At 40.3% G+C, this 19,471-nt stretch carries 16 protein-coding genes, 1 pseudogene and 1 CRISPR repeat array; of the genes and pseudogenes, 14 read left to right on the top strand and 3 right to left on the bottom strand.

What is annotated here, in order from left to right:
- Positions 1-13 precede the first annotated feature (13 nt).
- Positions 14-988 (top strand): DevR family CRISPR-associated autoregulator, encoded by a 975-nt coding sequence (locus ACM5QX_RS26755; protein WP_414756283.1) that lies wholly within the window; start codon positions 14-16, stop codon positions 986-988.
- 1 nt (position 989) lies between these two features.
- Positions 990-1,622: a type I-MYXAN CRISPR-associated protein Cas5/Cmx5/DevS gene (gene cas5 / locus ACM5QX_RS26750; protein WP_414756282.1), complete on the top strand. Its 633-nt coding sequence runs from the start codon at positions 990-992 to the stop codon at positions 1,620-1,622.
- A gap of 275 nt (positions 1,623-1,897) precedes the next feature.
- A CRISPR array of direct repeats spans positions 1,898-2,291; the repeat unit is 37 nt; unit sequence CGTGCTTTAACATTAGATGTCGTTAGGCGTTGAGCAG.
- A 193-nt stretch (positions 2,292-2,484) separates the two neighbouring features.
- Here the strand turns inward: cas5 and ACM5QX_RS26745 are convergent.
- Positions 2,485-2,715, bottom strand: coding sequence for a hypothetical protein (locus ACM5QX_RS26745; RefSeq protein WP_414756281.1), 231 nt, complete (start codon positions 2,713-2,715; stop codon positions 2,485-2,487).
- 188 nt (positions 2,716-2,903) lie between these two features.
- On the opposite strand from ACM5QX_RS26745, the gene ACM5QX_RS26740 reads away from it, so the two are divergent.
- Positions 2,904-4,922: a TnsD family transposase gene (locus ACM5QX_RS26740; protein WP_414756280.1), complete on the top strand. Its 2,019-nt coding sequence runs from the start codon at positions 2,904-2,906 to the stop codon at positions 4,920-4,922.
- A gap of 42 nt (positions 4,923-4,964) precedes the next feature.
- On the opposite strand, the gene ACM5QX_RS26735 is transcribed toward ACM5QX_RS26740, so the two are convergent.
- On the bottom strand, positions 4,965-5,267 hold the full coding sequence (locus ACM5QX_RS26735; protein ID WP_190567625.1) for a hypothetical protein: 303 nt from the start codon (positions 5,265-5,267) through the stop codon (positions 4,965-4,967).
- Positions 5,268-5,399: 132 nt separating this feature from the next.
- Entirely contained in the window at positions 5,400-5,663 is a 264-nt protein-coding gene (locus ACM5QX_RS26730) for a helix-turn-helix domain-containing protein (protein WP_414756279.1), read from the bottom strand.
- Between the two features lie 227 nt (positions 5,664-5,890).
- Between ACM5QX_RS26730 and ACM5QX_RS26725 the strand changes: the two genes are divergently transcribed.
- The 11 genes and pseudogenes from ACM5QX_RS26725 to ACM5QX_RS26675 form a co-directional block, all read left to right on the top strand.
- On the top strand, positions 5,891-7,978 hold the full coding sequence (locus tag ACM5QX_RS26725; RefSeq protein ID WP_414756278.1) for a type I restriction-modification system subunit M: 2,088 nt from the start codon (positions 5,891-5,893) through the stop codon (positions 7,976-7,978).
- Positions 7,975-9,261 (top strand): restriction endonuclease subunit S, encoded by a 1,287-nt coding sequence (locus tag ACM5QX_RS26720; RefSeq protein WP_414756277.1) that lies wholly within the window; start codon positions 7,975-7,977, stop codon positions 9,259-9,261. The genes ACM5QX_RS26725 and ACM5QX_RS26720 overlap by 4 nt, the downstream gene beginning before the upstream one ends.
- Before the next feature lie 25 nt (positions 9,262-9,286).
- Complete coding sequence (locus ACM5QX_RS26715) at positions 9,287-9,532, top strand: UPF0175 family protein (RefSeq protein WP_414756276.1); 246 nt, start codon at positions 9,287-9,289, stop codon at positions 9,530-9,532.
- Positions 9,529-10,026: a DUF3368 domain-containing protein gene (locus ACM5QX_RS26710; RefSeq protein WP_414756275.1), complete on the top strand. Its 498-nt coding sequence runs from the start codon at positions 9,529-9,531 to the stop codon at positions 10,024-10,026. Before ACM5QX_RS26715 ends, ACM5QX_RS26710 begins: the two co-directional genes overlap by 4 nt.
- Before the next feature lie 130 nt (positions 10,027-10,156).
- The gene (locus ACM5QX_RS26705; RefSeq protein WP_414756274.1) at positions 10,157-13,396 is read left to right on the top strand and encodes a type I restriction endonuclease subunit R; all 3,240 of its coding nucleotides are present in this window, start codon (positions 10,157-10,159) and stop codon (positions 13,394-13,396) included.
- Positions 13,397-13,591: 195 nt separating this feature from the next.
- Positions 13,592-14,386: a TIGR04255 family protein gene (locus tag ACM5QX_RS26700; protein ID WP_414756273.1), complete on the top strand. Its 795-nt coding sequence runs from the start codon at positions 13,592-13,594 to the stop codon at positions 14,384-14,386.
- Positions 14,383-15,069 carry an XRE family transcriptional regulator gene (locus ACM5QX_RS26695; protein WP_414756272.1) on the top strand — a complete coding sequence of 229 codons (687 nt, stop codon included), beginning with the start codon at positions 14,383-14,385 and terminating at the stop codon, positions 15,067-15,069. Before ACM5QX_RS26700 ends, ACM5QX_RS26695 begins: the two co-directional genes overlap by 4 nt.
- Positions 15,053-15,904, top strand: a complete 852-nt coding sequence (locus ACM5QX_RS26690) for a hypothetical protein (RefSeq protein WP_414756271.1) — start codon at positions 15,053-15,055, stop codon at positions 15,902-15,904. Before ACM5QX_RS26695 ends, ACM5QX_RS26690 begins: the two co-directional genes overlap by 17 nt.
- A gap of 419 nt (positions 15,905-16,323) precedes the next feature.
- Entirely contained in the window at positions 16,324-17,586 is a 1,263-nt protein-coding gene (locus ACM5QX_RS26685; protein WP_414756270.1) for a tetratricopeptide repeat protein, read from the top strand.
- Positions 17,577-18,671 carry a hypothetical protein gene (locus tag ACM5QX_RS26680; protein WP_414756269.1) on the top strand — a complete coding sequence of 365 codons (1,095 nt, stop codon included), beginning with the start codon at positions 17,577-17,579 and terminating at the stop codon, positions 18,669-18,671. The genes ACM5QX_RS26685 and ACM5QX_RS26680 overlap by 10 nt, the downstream gene beginning before the upstream one ends.
- Before the next feature lie 179 nt (positions 18,672-18,850).
- Positions 18,851-19,471, top strand: a pseudogene (locus ACM5QX_RS26675) (tetratricopeptide repeat protein); the annotation flags it as partial.

Raw genomic sequence — 19,471 nt, 5'->3', positions numbered from 1 at the left:
AGGTAATAGTGGAATGTTTCATCTGTTTGGTAATATTTTGACTAGTTATGGAACCGCCGCTAATAATCGTGGTGAAAATGAAGGTAATACCACTACGTTACAAAAATTAATTTGGAAAGGTGAAGTTCACTCTACTGTTTCATCTGAGGCAATTCGTTGGGCATTGCGATATTATTGGCAAAATGCTGGCTATCCTGTGAATAGACGTTGGGATGAAAATGCTCAACCAGTACCCGATCACATCTTGCAAGATCCTAATTTTGATGATACTCGCTTCATTGATGATGATGTCTTGGGATTTATGCAAGCAGAAGCAGCAAAAGTTGAAGCAGCAGTTGAATCCGAGGTTGAAATCCAGAACTCAACTCAAGATGAGGACAAAAAACTTTCTCAAGGTAAGGAGAAAGAAACTGCAAAACGTAAGCGTAAGGAAAAACCTAAAGGGAAAATAACTACTAGACGAGGTGTATTAGAAGTCACTCGTGCAGTTTCAACAATTCCTTATGCTGGTGATCTTACTTTCAATGCTATGAGTGGAAAGAAAGGACGAACATCTCTTTATGCTACAGAAGTTCATGCTACTCGGTATCAATACGGCTTTGCGTTAACACCCAATAGCCTCAAAGAGAAATCTCGCATTAATGCTGTCCTCGATGGCTTAATTTCTATTGGAGAAGTGGCAGGAAATCACGCTCGTTTTCTTTATGATTTTTCTCCCGATAGCATCATATTACGGTGGACACACGATTTCTCACCTCGGTTACTTTATTGTTTTGAAGAAGATGAACTTAGAAATATATCAACACCGGATTTAGTAAGGCGGGTAGAAGCTGGAGATATAGACCCTAAAGAATTATGGATAGGAGGGGCAATTTCTAGCACTCTGGAAGATTTAGGGGCAAATGTGTTTCCCGGAGTGAAGACAACAGTTGAAGCATTAAAACAGGTGATTATTGAAGATTTGCAGTTGTCGTTAAGGAGTTCATGATATGACGACAATTGCCTTAAAAGTAGAAGTTCCCATAGCTTGTTTTCGGCAGTCTCGTGCTAGGGAATATGGCGAAACTTACCCTGTACCACCACCATCGACAGTATATGGAATGTTACTATCTCTTGTTGGAGAAGTGGATAGATACAAACACTGCGGTGTGAAGCTGGCGATCGCACTTCTATCTGAACCAGAAAAGTCAACTGTTATTCGCACCTTTCACCGATTTAAGACGAAGAATATCCATGACTCTAAAAATAATAAACCTGATTATCAGGAGTTATTAACTAATACAGAATTTATAGTTTGGGTGGATGCTGGAGTAGATAAATCTAAACCAAATTTAGTGGAACGTTTAGCAAAGGCATTGACTAACCCGGCTTCTATTAATAGGTTTGGTGCATTATGTTTAGGTGAAAGTCGGGATTTAGTAAATGATGTTACCCTCTTACCTGAAAATTACAATACAGAATCAATGCGATGGTTAATTCGAGATGAATATGGGTTACTAACTTTACCTTACTGGGTAGACCATGTAGGTTCGCGGGGAACGCGATGGCTAAGTTACGAGATTCAGGAATGTCCAGTATTTCAACCACCTGAATTATCTTGGACTTCGGTTCAAAGTAATTAGAGGATATCTTTACTTTTGCAAGCACCTCTGCTTGGGAAATTTAAATACTATAGAAAGTAGCCTTAATTCGTTATTCTACAAGCCTTTTAGGGATTTTATATGCTTCTAGCGTGCTTGCAACTTCCTGGAATGCTCTAAATACAAGAGTTAGGAGTTTTTAAAACTTTGCTTTTGCTATGAATAGCTATTAATTTTTGCAACTTGGCTAACCTTAAAGAGTAAGTGCTTGTAAAATTGATGTAGAGCTTAGGCAAGTCAACAAATGTGGAGATCGCCGTGCTTTAACATTAGATGTCGTTAGGCGTTGAGCAGTGGTTGTTGGTCGCCCAGAGCCACAATATTGTGCGTGCTTTAACATTAGATGTCGTTAGGCGTTGAGCAGGTAGATGTTAACCAAGGCCCCAGCAACTAAATTCTCGTGCTTTAACATTAGATGTCGTTAGGCGTTGAGCAGCCTATTAATCTCGTGGCGCACTCCGGAGGAGGAATGTGCTTTAACATTAGATGTCGTTAGGCGTTGAGCAGCTCAAAGGACAAACCATAGATTTGTTTTCATGGAGCGTGCTTTAACATTAGATGTCGTTAGGCGTTGAGCAGGAATTTCCTAAACTCACAAAGGTTGTCAGCGATAAGGTGCTTTAACATTAGATGTCGTTAGGCGTTGAACAACACTATAGTTTGTAGACTTCAAGACAAAATTAGCCCTCTTGAGTCTCATCTTTGCAAGAAACTTTAGAGAGAATTTTTTCCCACTGCTCAATCTGGTTTTGTAGTTTTAATTGCCGATTGCTCAAATCTTGACTATCAACACCAGACAAATCCTGACCGCTTAATCGCTCACGGTAAAGAGCAATCAGTTCGGTTAGGGCTTTTTTATTGCTTGCTTATCCTCCTCAGTTAGAGAACTCACATTGACTGGGATCAGCTTTCTGCCAATTCTCTCCACAAACTCAGACCGACTTAAATCCATGCTGTCAGCGATCGCATCTAATCCTTCAATCCCGCTAGGAGTTAGGGCTAGGTTAACTCGTTTCTTCACCTCATCGTACAGTTCTGGTACGTCTTTTTGACCTTTTTGCCCTTTCTTACCCATTGCCGTCTAGTTTTTACATCCCTCCCAATCATAGTAAACACATTCAGCACTTTAAGTTATACATTAAAACTTTTTCCAACAGATTAGGTATTGTGTAATGCCTAATTTGGTTGGATAATATAGGTATTGTGTAATGCCTAAATAGTCATTTTTTTTAGGGATATGAGTAACTAATCCCACCGTTTGGCTTGCCAACATCTAAACGGCTTACTTTTCATGGGCAATCATTAATTGCTGGTTATGTAATTCAAATTAATAAAAATCTGCTAAATGATTTGGTCATTTTTGACAACTATATGGTGAGTTTTTTCCCTCAACCTTATCCAGATGAAATTTTATATAGTGTCATTGCTCGTTATCACATTAGAAGTGGCAATACGAGTCCAAAAATTACATTACAAGAGTTATTTAATTCACAGACTACTGTGGCGACAGTAGATTTACCATCGAACCTTAGTAATTTAATTCAAAACCTACAATTCATCTCAAATTACCAAGTTGAAGACTTGATATATAAACATACTCTCTACCCTTTATATAGCCTTTTTTTGCCTATAAACAGGTCTAGTCAGGTACTGGAATCTATGAAAGGAGATTATGGAGGAGATATTCATACAAGAGCCGGAATTATGGCAAGCTCAATTACTATGCCTAAATATTTTCGGTTTTGTCCCACTTGCTGGGAAGAAGATTTAAAAAATTATGGCGAACCTTACTGGCATCGCATCCATCAAATACCAGGGGTTTTAGTTTGTCCATTTCATGGTGAAGTTTTGCAAGATAGCCTAGCTTCTTTACACGGTTTTAATAAGCATGAATATTATGCAGCTAGTACAGACAACTGTTCTATTACTAAAGAACCAAGTATTTTTAGTCCTGACACACTGAAAAAATTACTGGTATTAGCCAAAGATTTTTGGTGGTTACTCAATAGTGAAATACCTTGCCAAGAGCCACAGTGGTTTCGCAAACAGTACACCAATCTGATGATTGAGCAGGGTTTTGCAACTGCAACTGGTCGAATTTACCAGAACAAACTACTAGATAATTTTTTGTTCTTTTATGGTCAAGAAATGCTCAGTGCCGTTGATTCAATTGTAAATCATAACGATTCAAACAACTGGGTTACTAGTATCGTCAGGAAGCATAGGAAATCTTTCCATCCTCTTAGACATCTGCTGATGATGCGTTTTTTGAAAACATCAGTAGAGGAATTTTTTCAAAAAGATACTGAATACAAGCCTTTTGGTGAACCCCCTTGGTTGTGTTTCAATGCTGCCGCAGAACATTATCTGCAACCAGTGATTACCAATTTAGTCATTACTTTATGCTGCGATACAAAAAAGCCTGTCGGTACTTTTTCTTGTGCTTGCGGAATGGTTTATTGCCGGACTGGGCCTGATGAAACGGATGAAGACAAACTTCGCATTGGTAAAGTCAAGGCATTCGGTCAGCTATGGGAGCAAAAGCTGAAAGAGTTGGTAGAATTTGAAAAGTTGGGTTTGCGGGAGACAGCCAGAAGATTAAATGTTGATGCTAGAACTATCAAACGCTATGTATCTCTGCTAAAACTGACAACTTATTGGCAGACTAGAAAGGAAAATGGCTCTGTAGGCTTACAGGAAGTACCAGAAATAGATCCCAATTTTGCAACTGAAGTCCAATTAAAACACAGGCAAAATTGGATGGCTTTACAAGTACAGAACCCTGAAGCTTCAAAGACAACTCTGAGAAAACTAGCACCAGCAACCTATATTTGGTTATACCGAAATGATAGGGAATGGCTCAATCAAAACTCACCCGCTTTACAAGTTCCTGTTCCTTCCGTTGTGAGAGTTGATTGGTATGAGCGAGATCAGCAAATTCTCACTCAGGTTCAAGATGCAGTGCGATCGCTACTTAAGGCTGATATACCAGAGAAAATTTCTATTAGTAGGGTAGGAAAAACTATCGGCTTACTTGCATTACTCGAAAAACATCTCGATCAGATGCCTTTAACAAAGGCTTATTTGGAATCAGTCGTTGAAACTGTAGAAGAATTTCAGATGCGCCGGATCAAGTGGGCAATCAAGCTGCTTGATGAATGTAGTGAAGAAATTATGCGCTGGAAGGTAGTCAGAGTTGCTGCTTTGCGAGAGGATTGCTCCCAAAGAGTCAGTGCATTTCTGGAAAGTGAACTTGAGAAAGCATACAAGAAAGAGAGGTGAATTGAATCACCTCTCCAAGTGATGGGATAAATGCTTTGTATGTTAGGCCGCGTCGGCTACCAGTAAGCCATTCATAGCGATGATGATGATTTGCGCTGCTAAAGGAGTATCACAACGTGGTCTATCGTCGCTATTACAGGGTTGTGCTACCCATTTACCCTCCAGATTTTGGTAGAAAGTGCCAAGAAGTTGATAACCATTCCAAACTCGATAAAGTTCTCCAAAAACCTCTGATACCGAGTCGATTTCAATTTCTGGTGCTACTGGATCAGCAAGCTGGTCAATATACTCCTCAAACTCTGAGTCAGTCGAGGCCGAGTTTCTAAACTCATCTTGTACAATCATCTGAGTAACCTCATTGATGGGGTTTAACAAAAGGCGATCGCATTTCTCTTCCCGGAGGGGCGATCGCCTTTTTGATTTCAGATTTTATTTTAGCTACTAAAGTAACCAATATCAATATATATATGAAAAACTTTATTCAGTCACTTCCACCGTGCTAAGAAAATCCTTTAAAGAAATACCCAAAGCCAAGCAAACAGCCTCTAAGACTTTTATAGAAACGCTTTCAGATTCGCCATACTCTAATTTTTTCAGGTTTTGATGAGAGCATTCTCCACCCTTAGCCGAAATCTCATCTACCAATTTCTGCCGAGATTTTTTACCACGCAGACGCTTTAAAACTTTTGCTCTGTCTTTATTCCAGGTTACAGAAACAACGTCTGCAACGTAAATATACATTTTAGTTTCTCTATTCCTTTCATTGGTCATATAATAGCTACAGCAGTAAACAAAGCTTGTTGATTTCGGCTACTACAGTTTACAAATTATGGGAATAGAGGTCAGCGATCGCATTAAATCAAGTTTTTCAAGTTGCGAATCAGGGGAGTGGCTGTTTTTGTCACAGAACCCAATGCGTGCATATAATTTCATAACAGATAAATTACCGACCTACAGCATCTAAAGCCTTGACCCCAGAAGAACTAAAACAACTTGAAGCGAACCTTTGGCAGAGTGCTGATACCCTCCGGGCAAACTCAGACCTGAAATCTAGTGAGTATTCTACGCCCGTGATGGGGTTAATATTTCTCAAGTTTGCTGATAACAAATATCGCCAGTATGCGGCAGAGATTCAGCAAGAATATGAAGCACTCAAGGGAACTCGCAGAGAAAAGGCGATCGCCGAAATTGCCATTGAGAAGTGTGGGTTTTATCTGCCAGACCATGCTCGTTATAACTATTTGCTGAACTTACCGGAACAGGAAGATATTGCCAAGGCTATCAAAGCGGCGATGGTGTCCATTGAATCATATAAGCCAGAACTTAAGGATACATTGCCCCAAGATGAGTATTTTCGGCTGACGCGCACAGATAAAGGTATTCCAAAGCAGCTGTTAAAAAACTTCTCGAATATTCCTGAAAATGCTACTGGGGATATGTTCGGGCAGATTTATGAGTATTTTCTGGGTAACTTTGCTCTCTCAGAAGGGCAGGGTGGAGGTGAGTTTTTCACACCGCGTTCTGTGGTGCGGTTGATGGTAGAAATCATTGAACCTCATCAGGGGACTGTGTTTGACCCCGCTTGTGGTTCTGGGGGAATGTTTGTCCAGTCTGCTCAATTTATTGAAGAACAGCGCAAAAAGTTAAATCAGTCTGCTGCTGATGATCTGTTTGTCTATGGGCAAGAGAAGACCCTGGAGACGGTGAAGTTGGCAAAGATGAACATTGCAGTCAATGGGTTACGGGGTGATGTGCGTCAGACAAATACGTACTATGAAGACCCGTTTGGGAGTTTTGGCAAGTTTGATTATGTCCTTGCTAATCCGCCATTTAATGTGGATGATGTTAATCTTAGCCGAGTAGAAATCGATGCTAGATTTAACACCTACGGCATCCCGCGCAATAAGACTAAGGCGAAGAAGCAGGAACAGGGTAATGAGACTGTACCTAATGCCAATTATCTCTGGATTAATTTATTTGCTACATCGCTAAAGCCCAAGGGTAGGGCGGCGTTAGTCATGGCTAATTCGGCATCAGATGCGCGTCACTCTGAGGCTGATATTCGCCAAAAGCTAATTGAAGAAAATTTGATTTATGGGATGCTGACGCTACCATCAAATATGTTTTACACAGTGACGCTCCCGGCAACGCTGTGGTTTTTTGATCATGGCAAGACGGATGATAAAATTCTGTTTATTGATGCGCGGAATATTTTTACTCAGGTTGACCGCGCACATCGGGAGTTTTCGACAGAACAAATTAGTAATATTGCTATTATTAGCCATTTGCACCGGGGTAAAAGCCATCGCTTTATTGAACTGATTAATAATTATTTTCAGCAAGGGATGGTGAAGCTAAAGGAGAATCAAGCACAGGTGCAGCAAGTTTCCCAGCAGTTAATCACTGTGTTGAATGATGGGACGGATGATGTTAAAGCTAGGGAAGCGGCTGTTGATTTTCTCAATTTGTGGGATGATTTGCCAGATTTAGAAATTCAGTATCAAGGTTATTTAGATAAATATAATTTTCCAGAAATAAATATAGATATACAAAATCAAGCACAGCAAGAACTCAGTGCGGCATTTAAACCATTTTTTGATGACATCCATCTGGGATTGAAGCAGCTTGATAAAACTATCCGCGCCCATGAAGCGGCTTTAGCCCAAAAGGCAAAGGAAGAGGGGAAACGGGGACAGATTGACAAGCAAGTTAAGACGCTCAAAAACACGCTGGAAACGCTGCATACTGATGTAAAATCGGCGGAATCATTTTTTATCCACATTCGCTGGTTACAGGAACGCTTCCCGAAGGCAGAATATGAGGATGTAACGGGGTTGTGTAAGTTGGCGACTCCCGCAGATGTGAAGGAACAGGATTATTCGCTCAATCCTGGGCGGTATGTGGGGGTAGTCATTGAGGAAGATGGGAAGACTGAGGAGGAGTTTATTGAGGAGATTTTGAGTTTAAATCAGGAGTTGGAAACGTTAAATCAAGAGGCGCATTTGTTAGAGAGGATTATTGCTCATAATGTGCGAGAGGTAGCAGGGGATTTATGAGTGATTGGGAAATTATACAGATAAATGACCTAGTAAAAGAAAATCAGGCTGAACTGCAAACTGGCCCTTTTGGAACTCAGATCAAAGCTAGTGAATATATTGCTAATGGTATACCAGTAATAAATGTGAGAAATATAGGTTATGGATCACTCACAGATGCAAAGCTTGAATTCCTAGATGATAAAACTGCTGAAAGATTAAAAGTACATAGGTTAGTTCTAGATGATATTGTCTTTGGCAGAAAAGGTGCTGTTGATAGACATATTCTAATTACAAAGAAAAGCGAACAATGGATACAAGGTTCTGATTGTTTAAGATTAAGAATCAAATCTAATAAATTATCTACTAAATTCCTTTCGTATTATTTCACTACTAACGCTCATAAATATTGGATGGAAGCTCAAGGTTCTTTTGGTGCAACGATGAGTTCACTGAACCAAGATATTGTCAAGCGCATAAATATTCCTATTCCTCCACTTCCTATTCAGAAAAAGATTGCGGCGATACTTTCTGCTTATGATGACCTGATTGAAAACAATAATCGCCGTATTGCCATATTAGAAAAAATGGCTGAGGAAATGTACCGCGAGTGGTTTGTCCGTCTGCGCTTTCCGGGTCATGAACAGGTTAAATTTAATAAAGGCATCCCAGAGGGTTGGGAGGTAAAGCAATTAGACGGATTCTGTCAAACAGTGACAGATGGAACACATGATACACCCAAGCCTACTGATGATGGTTATTTTTTAATTACAGGTAAAAATTTAAAAAATGGAATAGTTGATTTTGAAGGTGCTTACAAAATTAGTAAGCAAGATCATTTCAACATTTCCAAGAGAAGTGGCTTAAAACCAGGAGATATAATTTTTTCCAATATAGGAACTCTAGGTTCAATGGTAATAGTGACAGATGAAGTTGAATATAGTGTTAAAAACGTTATTATTTTTAAAGCTTTCAATAATAATCAATCAGTATTTTTATATTATATGCTCAAGGAAAAATATATCCTTGAACAATTACTTTTATATTCCTCTGGGGCATCTCAGCAATTTATAAGCTTAACAGTAGCCAGAAAATTCAAAATTCTTGATCCTGGTCAATCATTAATAAATTTATTTGGTAAATATGTATTACCTTTACACCAACAAAAAGCATTGTTAGTAAGGTTAAATTCTAAATTAAAACAAACACGCGATCGCCTACTAACTCGTCTCATCTCAGGTAAACTTTCCTTGGAAGACTTAGACATCCAATTTCCGCCCAGCATGACTGAAGAACTAGAATAAATAGTAAGATTTGGAATTTTCCTAGATGAGCGTCACAATTCCCGATGATATCCTCAGAGCATCAAACATGACAGAGGATGAATTGAAATTAGAAATTGCGATCTTGCTTTACCAGCAAGGTAAAATTAGCAGTGGCAAAGTCCGAGCATGGGCAGGAATCACAGTCCTGGAATTTCAGCATGAATTAGCCAAACGAGGGTTACACATTAACTATGATGTTGAAGACTTCCAATCTGATATAAAGACACTGCAATCGATGGGTTTGCTGTGATTATAGTTAGCGATACATCACCAATCACAAACTTAGCAGCAATTGGTCAGTTAGATTTATTGCGACAGTTGTATGGTAGCGTTATCATTCCCAAAGCTGTATATAACGAAATGGTTGGTGTCAATAAGATTGTCCCTGGTGCAGTAGAGGTACAAACTTTATCTTGGATTCAGACACAGACAGTTATTAATTCTCTACAAGTCACAGAAATTCAAGAAAATAATGAAAGTATTCACTTGGGAGAAGCCGAAGCAATTATTTTGTCCTTAGAAATGAAAGCTGACTTGCTATTAATGGATGAACGCAGAGGACGAATAGTAGCTACCAATTATGGAATTAATGTAACAGGTCTGTTGGGAGTCTTGCTACAAGCCAAAAAACAGGGGCTAATTCCAGTTATTAAACCATTGATTGATCAGTTAATTACCCAGGCAGACTTTAGAGTTAGTCCTCAGTTGTATACCATTGTCTTGGAAGCATCTAACGAGGTTTAAACTTGGATCAAACCACTGCCGACAAAGCGGTGTGAAATTACTACACATTTATGCAGCTAAAGGTTAAAATTCGTACATCGGGAGAGTATAAATATCTAAAACGGTCATAACCGTGTAGTTTTCCTAAACTATGCCTAACTTTATTTCTGAAGATGACATCGAACAAGAGGTACTTGCCAAATTAAAGCAGCAAGGCTTTAAATTACTTAACTGCTTCACCACCAACCCCGACGACTTGAACGACCGATCCAACCGCACAGATAAAAGCGAGGTCATTTTTAGCGATCGCCTGAAAGCAGCAGCAATTCGCCTCAACCCCAGCTTACCAGTAGAAGCGATCGCCCAAGGTTTAGAAACTCTCACCAATAAACGCCAGTTGATGTCTCCCATCGCCGCAAATCGGGAAATAGACGGACTGATTCGTGATGGTATCCCCATTGAGTATGAAAACGCCCAAGGTAGAAGCGAACACGGGAAAGTGCGCTTAATAGATTTTAATGACTTGAGTCACAACGGAAATAATGAGTATTTAGCCGTTTCTCAACTGTGGATTAAAGGAGAAAGAAATTATCGCCGTCCTGATATCCTGCTATATATCAACGGTTTACCCCTGGTTTTCATCGAACTGAAAAACTCCAACATCAAACTGCAAACAGCCTTTGATGACAACCTCAACAACTACAAAAAAGATATTCCCCAGCTCTTTCTCACCAACGCCTTCTGCATTCTCTCCAACGCCCTAGAAACCAAAATTGGCAGTTTTACCGCAGAGTGGGAACACTTTTTTAACTGGCTGCGGGTGGAAGATGAAAAGGAAAAAATAGATCGTCAGCAAATTCAAGAATCTGGTACTAGTCTAGAACTAGTCATAGACGGGCTTTGTCACCCTTCTAAACTACTAGACTACATCGAGAACTTTATTCTTTACCACAAAGAGACTCAGAAAATCATCGCCCAAAACCACCAGTTCATCGGTGTGAATCGCGCTATTGATGCCTTTGACGACCGGGAAGAAAAACAGGGCAAATTAGGAGTTTTCTGGCACACACAAGGCTCTGGTAAAAGCTTTTCGATGATTTTTTATGCTCGGAAGATTTTCCGCAAGCTCACGGGCAATTTTACCTTTGTGATTATTACCGACCGCGATGATTTAGATGGGCAGATTTACCGCAATTTCTTAAACACCGAAACAGTCAAAGAGAAAGAAGCAGCTCGACCCAAAAACAGTAAACAACTGCGGGAGTTTCTTTCCCTAAACAAGCGAATAGTTTTTACCCTGATTCAAAAGTTTCGCTACGAGAAGGGGAAGGAGTATCCAATATTGAGCGATCGCAACGACATTATTGTAATTGTCGATGAAGCACACCGCACCCAGTATAAAACCTTAGCGGAAAATATGCGGGCAGGTTTGCCCAATGCCAATTATCTCGCTTTCACAGGTACACCCCTATTAGGTAAAAAACGTAAGACTAACGAATGGTTTGGGGATTATGTCAGCGAGTATAACTTTTCTCAGTCAGTAGATGATGGCGCAACCGTCCCCCTGTTTTACCAGAAGCGAGTACCAGAGGTACTGATTCAAAACGAGGATTTAAGCGAGGAATTTTATCAAATACTCGAAGATGAAAACCTTGATGACACCCAGCAAGCCAAGCTAGAAAGGAAATTTGCCCGCGAAACAGAGGTAATAAAACGCGATGATAGGTTAGAGACAATAGCGAAAGATATTGTTTACCACTTTCCCCGTCGTGGCTATCTTGGTAAAGGCTTGGTAGTTTCCCTAGATAAATTCACTGCGGTGAAAATGTATGACAAAGTACAGTACCACTGGAAAGCAGAAATTAAAAATCTAGTGGGACGAATTAAGAAATCTAGTAATGACATTGAGAAAGTTCGCCTCAAAAAGATTCTCGACTTTATGCGAGAAACAGAAATGGCTGTGGTGATTAGTCTGGAAGGAAGCGACAGCGAAGTTGAAAAATTTGCGAAACAAGGACTTGATATCAAACCCCACCGCGAAAGAATGAATACCGTTGATGCACAGGGACATGATATCGAGTATCAGTTTAAAGATGAGGAAAATCCCTTACGGTTGGTATTTGTCTGCGCCATGTGGCTGACTGGTTTCGATGCGCCCACTCTTTCGACGCTTTACCTTGACAAGCCGATGAAAGACCACACCCTGATGCAAACTATCGCCCGTGCGAACCGCGTCACCTCATATCAGATTCACAACGTCACCAAAACCAACGGCGAAATTATTGATTATTACAACGTCTTCCGCAACATGAAGCAAGCCTTAGCAGATTACGCTTTGGGCGATGATGGAGACAAAGAAGACTCACCGATTCAAGAAAAGTCTAACCTGTTTGAGTTACTCGATGATGCGATCGCCCAAGGACTAAATTTTTGTAGTGAACTGGGGATTGATTTAGAAAGCATCCTCAAAATTCAGGAAACTCTCCAGAAATTAGGACAATTTAACCAGTTTGCTGACACCCTACTACAAAAAGATGAATGGCGTAAAGGATTTTTTGTCTATCAAAATACCATTACCTCACTCTATGAAGCCTGTAAACCAGAGATAATCAAGCAACCACGTCCATTGGTTTTCATCTTCCAATATCTGCGAGGGGTGATTGATAGCATCATTGAACGCAAAGATATTGATAGCGCAAGTTTAAAAATTGCGGAACTGCTAGATGAAAGCGTAGTTGCTGATAATCAAGGAATTACCACTAAAGAATATAGTGCAGAATACAACATTATTCAGACAGGTCAAGTCTGGGATTTAAGTAAAATTGATTTCGAGCAACTAAAAGCCGAATTTAGTCACAAACCCTATAAAAATATTGAAATTACCGATTTACGCAGTTTTATTGAAGACAAGCTGAACAAAATGATTCAGCAAAACACCACCCGTGTAGACTTCGCCCAAAGGCTACAAGCAATCATTGACAAATACAACGCTGGTGGTTCATCAACTGATAACTACTACGAAGCCCTCGTTAACTTTACAGAAAACCTGAAAGCAGAAGCAGAAAGACATATTCGGGAAGGCTTAACAGAAGACGAATTGGAACTATTTGATTTGCTCAAAAAAGACAAAATGACTGCGGATGAAACCCAGAAAGTCAAATTAGCTGCACAGTCTCTCTTGCATCGACTCACAGCAGAACAGCCAAAAGTCTTAGTGCAAGATTGGTATAAAGATATGCAGAGTCAGCGCAGAGTGAAATCCGTAGTGGAAGCAGTCTTAGATCAAAATTTGCCTGAAAGCTATGATAGAGCGTTATTTAAGTTTAAATGCGACACAGTATTTGATTTGATCTATGACAACGCTAGTAAAGGTGCAAAGTGGGCAGTCTAAGTAAGGAAATTAGTGGTATAAATTTTAGCCTGTAATTTGACCAACTTGATTTTATTTTTGAGATAAACTTGTTTAAATTTCACACTACACTTCACACTTTTACCCTATCATGGGTTCAGGAAACTATAGGCAGTCTTCAATATTATGTTGATGTCAGCAGTTTCCTAATAACCCACAAACAAAGGATGGAGAGCAGTGGTTAGCACGAATCCACTTATTGCACCACCACCAAAAGAAGTTCCTTTGAAAAAAGCACCTCTAGTTCGGGTGATTGCACAAGTACGCTTTCCGCTTATTACTTCAATAGAAAATAAAAGCTTTATTGGTGCATTCCAAGAAGCAATTAGAGACAAGTATCCAATTTTACAGCCAGAGCAAACGCGCAGTTTCGTTTTGGGTTCCCAAGGCATTATGCAGACCGAGCAAGTTACTTGGAGGTTTGTAAATGCTGAAGGTAATTGGCGGGTATCCCTAGCACCAGAATTTATTGCGCTTGAGACTACCGCTTATACTAGCCGTAGTGATTTTTTAGCACGGCTAAAAGACATACTAACTGCTCTTAATGAACAGATTAAACCTAATATCGTTCAACGGTTCGGGATAAGATACATTGATAGACTTGTTGGTCAATCAGTAAAAGATATATCTCAACTTGTTCGCCCCGAAATTGCTGGTGTTACAGCATTAGACTTTGCAGAGCATATTGATCAAAGCCTCACTGAATCTTGGTTTACCATACCAGAAAGAGAAGACTTAATCATTGCTCGTTGGGGTCTTGTTCCTCCTAATACAACCTTTGATCCAAATGCCATTGAACCAGTTAATGAGCATAGCTGGATACTGGATTTAGATATGTCCCTCACAAAACAAAGAGACTTTAATGTTGATGCACTGATGATTGAAGGGCAAGGTTTCGCTGAAAAAATTTATACTTTCTTTCGATGGGCGGTAACTGATGATTTTTTGATTTATTTTGGAGGTGAACCATGATTTCCCTTTTAGAGAAAAAATTTGACCAACCACAGGGGACTTCTGCCTGTGGGTCAATGGTTGATAAGCCTCATAACTGTCGTATTGTCTCCAGAGTATTCTTATATACTCTAAGTACAGCTACTAATACAACTCAGTTTGATCAAAATTTATTTGTAGCTTCAGAGATGACAAGCAGTGGGTTGACTATACCATCAACCAGTTCTGCGGAAACAACACGAATTGCCCTGAACCAACTTAGAAAGCTAAGTGGTTTGACTTGGGATCAGCTTGCTCGACTCCTTAATGTTTCACGCAGAAGCCTTCACTTGTGGGCTAGTGGTAAGCCATTATCTCGTGATAATGAGGAGCAACTAAATCGACTTTTGGCTACTGTCCAGTATATTAATCGGGGAAGTGCAAATCTAAATCGCAGTCTCCTATTGACTTCTGATGTTGATGGTAAGCTTCCTTTCGACCTTTTAATAGCTGGTGAATATGAGGAAGTCAAAAGAATTCTTGGCTCTGGCAATGCACCTCAAAGACCAAAGTTAGCACCTTTATCTGAAGATGCACGTACATCACATATGCCACCAAATCCGGCTGATCTGGTTGATGCTCTGCAAGAGCCTATACACCGGGAAGTCGGACGAAGCAGACCTGCTAGAGCGGTAAGGAGCCGCAGAAATGGTAGTGGACAATGAACCTGATGTTTGGATTCAGAAAGTTGATGCTGCGCTTAAACAATGGCAGCAAGGTGATTGTGTGCTGGGTGAACATTGGTTTGTACAGCGCTTTAACCCTAAATGCCCTTTGACTCCAGAATCTACTGATGTGGCACAAGAGGATACTGACCTTGCAGAGTCGGAAGTCAAAGGTTTTGTAGTAGTTACGCAAACCTGCGATATTGTACGTTCTTGCAGCAAGCGTCCCTTTGTTGAGGTCGTTCCTCTGGTAGAAGTTGATGAACAATTACTATATGAGATTAAACGAATTAAACGACCTCAATATGCCTATATTCCAAGGGTAGCAGAACTGAATTTAGTTGCTGATCTTGATCGTGTGATGACAGTAGAGAAGGCTGTTGTTGCAGAATGGGAGCGTCAACCTGGATGCCGAAATGATCAAGAGATTAGATATTTGGGGCAAGCATTAACACGGAAGCGAGCTAGATTTGCTTTTCCTGATGACTTCAATAAACTTGTTTATAAGCTTCAAAAGCAGATGCAAGATAAACACGATAGACCTGTTAGCGATGAAGGAAAAGCTCTTCGTGCTTTGCGTGAAATTCGAGTACGTGCAGACCCTTCTTGGAATAGCCCTAGCATCGAACTGATGTTTTGGTTTATCCGTGATGAAGAACAAGTTCAGTTTCAAAATATGACATGGGATAAGCTTTGTAAAAAGTGGTTGGAATCAGTTCCAGCATCAGGACGTTTTCAATCCGTAGATGGCTTAGTAGTGTCTTTAGAAGACATGACAGCAAAAGATTATGTTGAGAGCGATCGCCTTGACCTAGATAATTTATCTTCAACATAACCCATTCTTTACTCACTCTCCTCAAGTTAACGTGCGCCTTCATTGGAGACTCAGGTTAATTTTTTTACACGATTTTAAGTTTGCTAGTCTCCAGTATTGCTGATTATATAAAATGTTCTAGGATTGCTATCACTTAAATTTAAGTAAAAATACTTTATAGATAAAATTATTTTTTACATAATGTATAGTCAGAATATTATGTTTGTATTTGAGCATTTAAGAGCGATCGCACATTAAAGACAGCAAGCAGCAAAATTTATTAGTCAATTGCTGATTAATTCCGTAATATACCCCTAAATTAAATTGGAAGGGAACTTTTCCTCTTTCGTAGACGTACCTACAATTAGGTCAACAGTAAATTTGCTTATTAAAATTATTCATAGCCCGATGACAATGAAGCCATCTAAGTTAAATTACGGATGATTAACCCCCAGCTAGAAAAAACTATTGAGCGTTATGAGACGGAAATTGAGAGACTGAAAGTGACTGACACGTCCATATATGCTGAACAGGTGTTGGAAGTGTTAAATGCCAGGGATGCTTTGCAGTTAGCTTTAAAGGGTGCAACATTCATCCCTACCAGTAGGCTAAAGCAGGTTCTAGAGTTAGATGCAGAACTCAGGAAACAAGCTGTACAGATTAACAAAGTTATCAAAGCTGAACAATTTGCTTACTGGCGAGAAAGTATATATCCCCCTGCGGAAGCTTGGTGGTGGAGGTTAGAAAATTTTACCCCTCCCCACAAGTGGGATACTTTGGATTGGTTGTGGAAAGGTCTAGTAGTTGCTGGCTGGACTGCTAATCTAAGTTTACTGATTAATATTGCTACTCGCTTTTTCAGTGGGGGAGCAGGATTATTGGGAGCTTCTGCGGTTATTTTGCCAAGTATTCTAGCATTGCTACAGGCAAGTAGTGAACTAACTAAAGCTGGTAAAGAAGGGTTTGACAAATTACTCACAAAGCTAAATATTCCCCAACACTTACAAGAAGAAGCTAAGTTGGGATCAACTTTATTAATGACAATATTTTTACTTGGTTTTTGGTTGGCTCTACCTTCAATTGCTCAGTTATATAACCGTAACGGGCTAAATAATTACCAACAGGGAAAATTAGGAGCAGCAGAACAAGACTACCTTAAAGCAATTTCCTTGGATGCCGATAATGCGGATGCTCATTACAATCTCGGCAATCTTTACGAGGATTTACAAGACTTTGAGAAAGCCCGGAAGCATTATCAAATCGCCGTGGGAAGTGACGTTCCTGATGCTTACAACAATTTAGCGCGCTTATACATTCAAGATAAAAAATATTCCCAGGCTAGAGCTTTGCTACAAAACGGGTTGCTAAAAGCTAATGAGGAGAATAGCTCACCCGAAATCAGATATAGCCTGTTTAAAAATTTAGGATGGGTGAGGTTTGAGCAAGGCAGATATGAAGAAGCACAACAAACCCTACTAGCAGCTATTGGGATTGCCAATAACCCAGAGGTAGCAAAGTATCTCAGAAATACTGGTGCGGCACACTGTATCTTAGCGCAGGTAATGGAGCGGCAAAAACAACCAGCCGCTTTAGAGCAATGGCGGAAATGCTGTGAACAAGGTTCTACTCTCAATGCTGATGAAGACACATGGCTGCATCTAGCTCGGCAAAAATTACAAAAGGCAGGAAGAGTATGCAAATAGACCAGAAAAAGATGAGTTTCTTACCCATCTTACTAAGTCTACCTTTTATAACAGTAGCAACACCTGGGCTGACGCAACAGAATAGTCTGAATTTTATCTCCGAGGTTAAGGGAGATGTCAAAATTCAACGTTCTGGACGCAAGAACTATCAAAAAGCATACGGCGGTGAACTACTAGATTCTTCTGATTCTTTGCGATTGGGACAAGGTGCTTCTACAAAAGTTGTATGTAATAACTTATCTGTTTGGAATATAAAATCTCCAGGTGAATTTTCAGTTTCTAGTGGTTGTCGATTTACTGGAAAACCAGTTCTTCTAAGAAATGGTAGTAATCGCGCTCCAACTCGCGCTCCAAATGACCAGACAATTCCTTACATCATTAGTCCGCGTGATACAGCAATTTTGAGTGATAAACTAACTCTGCGTTGGAATGCTGTGAAGGATGCAACTAACTATCAGGTAAAGTTACGCGGGCCAGGAGTTAATTGGACAACTGAGGTGAAGCAGCCAGAGGTTGTTTATTCTGGTAAGGAAACTCTGCAACCAGGCTCTCGTTATCGGATAATTGTGACTGCTGATAATGGAGTGTCTTCTGAAAGTGAAGCACCTGCTGGATTCACTTTAATTAGTGAGGACGATGCTAAACGGGTAAAAGCTGAAATTACACAATTGCAAAAGCAATCGCTAACGGATGAGTCCAAAACCCTTGCTTTGGCATATCTATACAAAAGCAACAATTTAAATGCTGCGGCAATTGATTTATTAGCAGGCTTAGTTAAGCAAGGAAGTAGAACCACATCGGTTTATCAGCTTTTAGGCAGTCTCTACCAGCAGGTAGGTTTACATCGATTAGGTAAGGAACAGTACTTAACTGCACTGAAGTTAGCTAAGGCAGAAAAAAATCTGGAAGCGCAAGCAATAATCCAAACCAGCTTAGGGGAAATTGATATAGTCCTTGACAATTTGCAGCAAGCATTTGAGTCATTGCAAGCGGCTCAAAGTGGCTATCGGAACTTGGGAGATGAGCAACAAGTACAGCAACTACAGCAGAAATTAGATGACCTAAAGGGAAGGCTACCAGAATGATTAACCTGCGAACTAGACAAGTAATAACCCTAACGACTTTGTTAGCGATATCTGGGTTATGGATGTTAATGCCAAAGCCCACAATTGGGCAATCAACCCCTCCAGTTTCAACTGCTCAGTCTGCCCAATTGGCAAAAGCAGAACGACTCAATCAACAGGTGATTCAACTTTATAACGAAGGCAAATATAGTGAAGCGATTCCCTTAGCAGAACGTGCATTGGCTATTCGTAAGCAAATACTAGGCGAAGAGCATCCTGATGTGGCAACTAGCTTGAATAATCTAGCACTCCTATACGAGAGGCAGGGACGTTACGCAGAAGCCGAACCCCTGTTTCGCCAAGCTTTAGAAATGAGAAAACGCTTGCTGGGTCAAGAGCATCCCGATGTGGCAACTAGCTTGAATAATCTAGCAGGACTATACGAGAGCCAGGGACGTTACGCAGAAGCCGAACCCCTGTTTCACCAAGCTTTAGAAATGAGAAAGCGCTTGCTGGGTCAAGAGCATCCTGATGTGGCAACTAGCTTGAATAATCTAGCATTCCTATACGAGAGCCAGGGACGTTACGCAGAAGCCGAACCCCTGTATCGCCAAGCTTTAGAAATGAGTAAACGCTTGCGAGGTCAAGAGCATCCCGATGTGGCAATTAGCTTGAATAATCTAGCATTCCTATACAACAGGCAGGGACGTTACGCAGAAGCCGAACCCCTGTATTGCCAAGCTTTAAAAATGAGTAAACGCTTGCGGGGTCAAGAGCATCCCGATGTGGCAACTAGCTTGAATAATCTAGCACTCCTATAC

This window comes from Anabaena sp. CCY 9910 (assembly GCF_963920875.1).
GTDB lineage: Bacteria > Cyanobacteriota > Cyanobacteriia > Cyanobacteriales > Nostocaceae > Trichormus > Trichormus variabilis.
This window is presented reverse-complemented; position numbering and strand designations above follow the sequence as displayed.

Coding starts and splice junctions, on each gene's coding strand:
- ACM5QX_RS26755 (WP_414756283.1), top strand. CDS start 14: ATGTTTCATCTGTTTGGTAATATTTTGACTAGTTATGGAACCGCCGCT.
- cas5 (WP_414756282.1), top strand. CDS start 990: ATGACGACAATTGCCTTAAAAGTAGAAGTTCCCATAGCTTGTTTTCGG.
- ACM5QX_RS26745 (WP_414756281.1), bottom strand. CDS start 2,715: ATGGGTAAGAAAGGGCAAAAAGGTCAAAAAGACGTACCAGAACTGTAC.
- ACM5QX_RS26735 (WP_190567625.1), bottom strand. CDS start 5,267: ATGATTGTACAAGATGAGTTTAGAAACTCGGCCTCGACTGACTCAGAG.
- ACM5QX_RS26730 (WP_414756279.1), bottom strand. CDS start 5,663: ATGTATATTTACGTTGCAGACGTTGTTTCTGTAACCTGGAATAAAGAC.
- ACM5QX_RS26720 (WP_414756277.1), top strand. CDS start 7,975: ATGAGTGATTGGGAAATTATACAGATAAATGACCTAGTAAAAGAAAAT.
- ACM5QX_RS26715 (WP_414756276.1), top strand. CDS start 9,287: ATGAGCGTCACAATTCCCGATGATATCCTCAGAGCATCAAACATGACA.
- ACM5QX_RS26705 (WP_414756274.1), top strand. CDS start 10,157: ATGCCTAACTTTATTTCTGAAGATGACATCGAACAAGAGGTACTTGCC.
- ACM5QX_RS26695 (WP_414756272.1), top strand. CDS start 14,383: ATGATTTCCCTTTTAGAGAAAAAATTTGACCAACCACAGGGGACTTCT.
- ACM5QX_RS26690 (WP_414756271.1), top strand. CDS start 15,053: ATGGTAGTGGACAATGAACCTGATGTTTGGATTCAGAAAGTTGATGCT.
- ACM5QX_RS26685 (WP_414756270.1), top strand. CDS start 16,324: ATGATTAACCCCCAGCTAGAAAAAACTATTGAGCGTTATGAGACGGAA.
- ACM5QX_RS26680 (WP_414756269.1), top strand. CDS start 17,577: ATGCAAATAGACCAGAAAAAGATGAGTTTCTTACCCATCTTACTAAGT.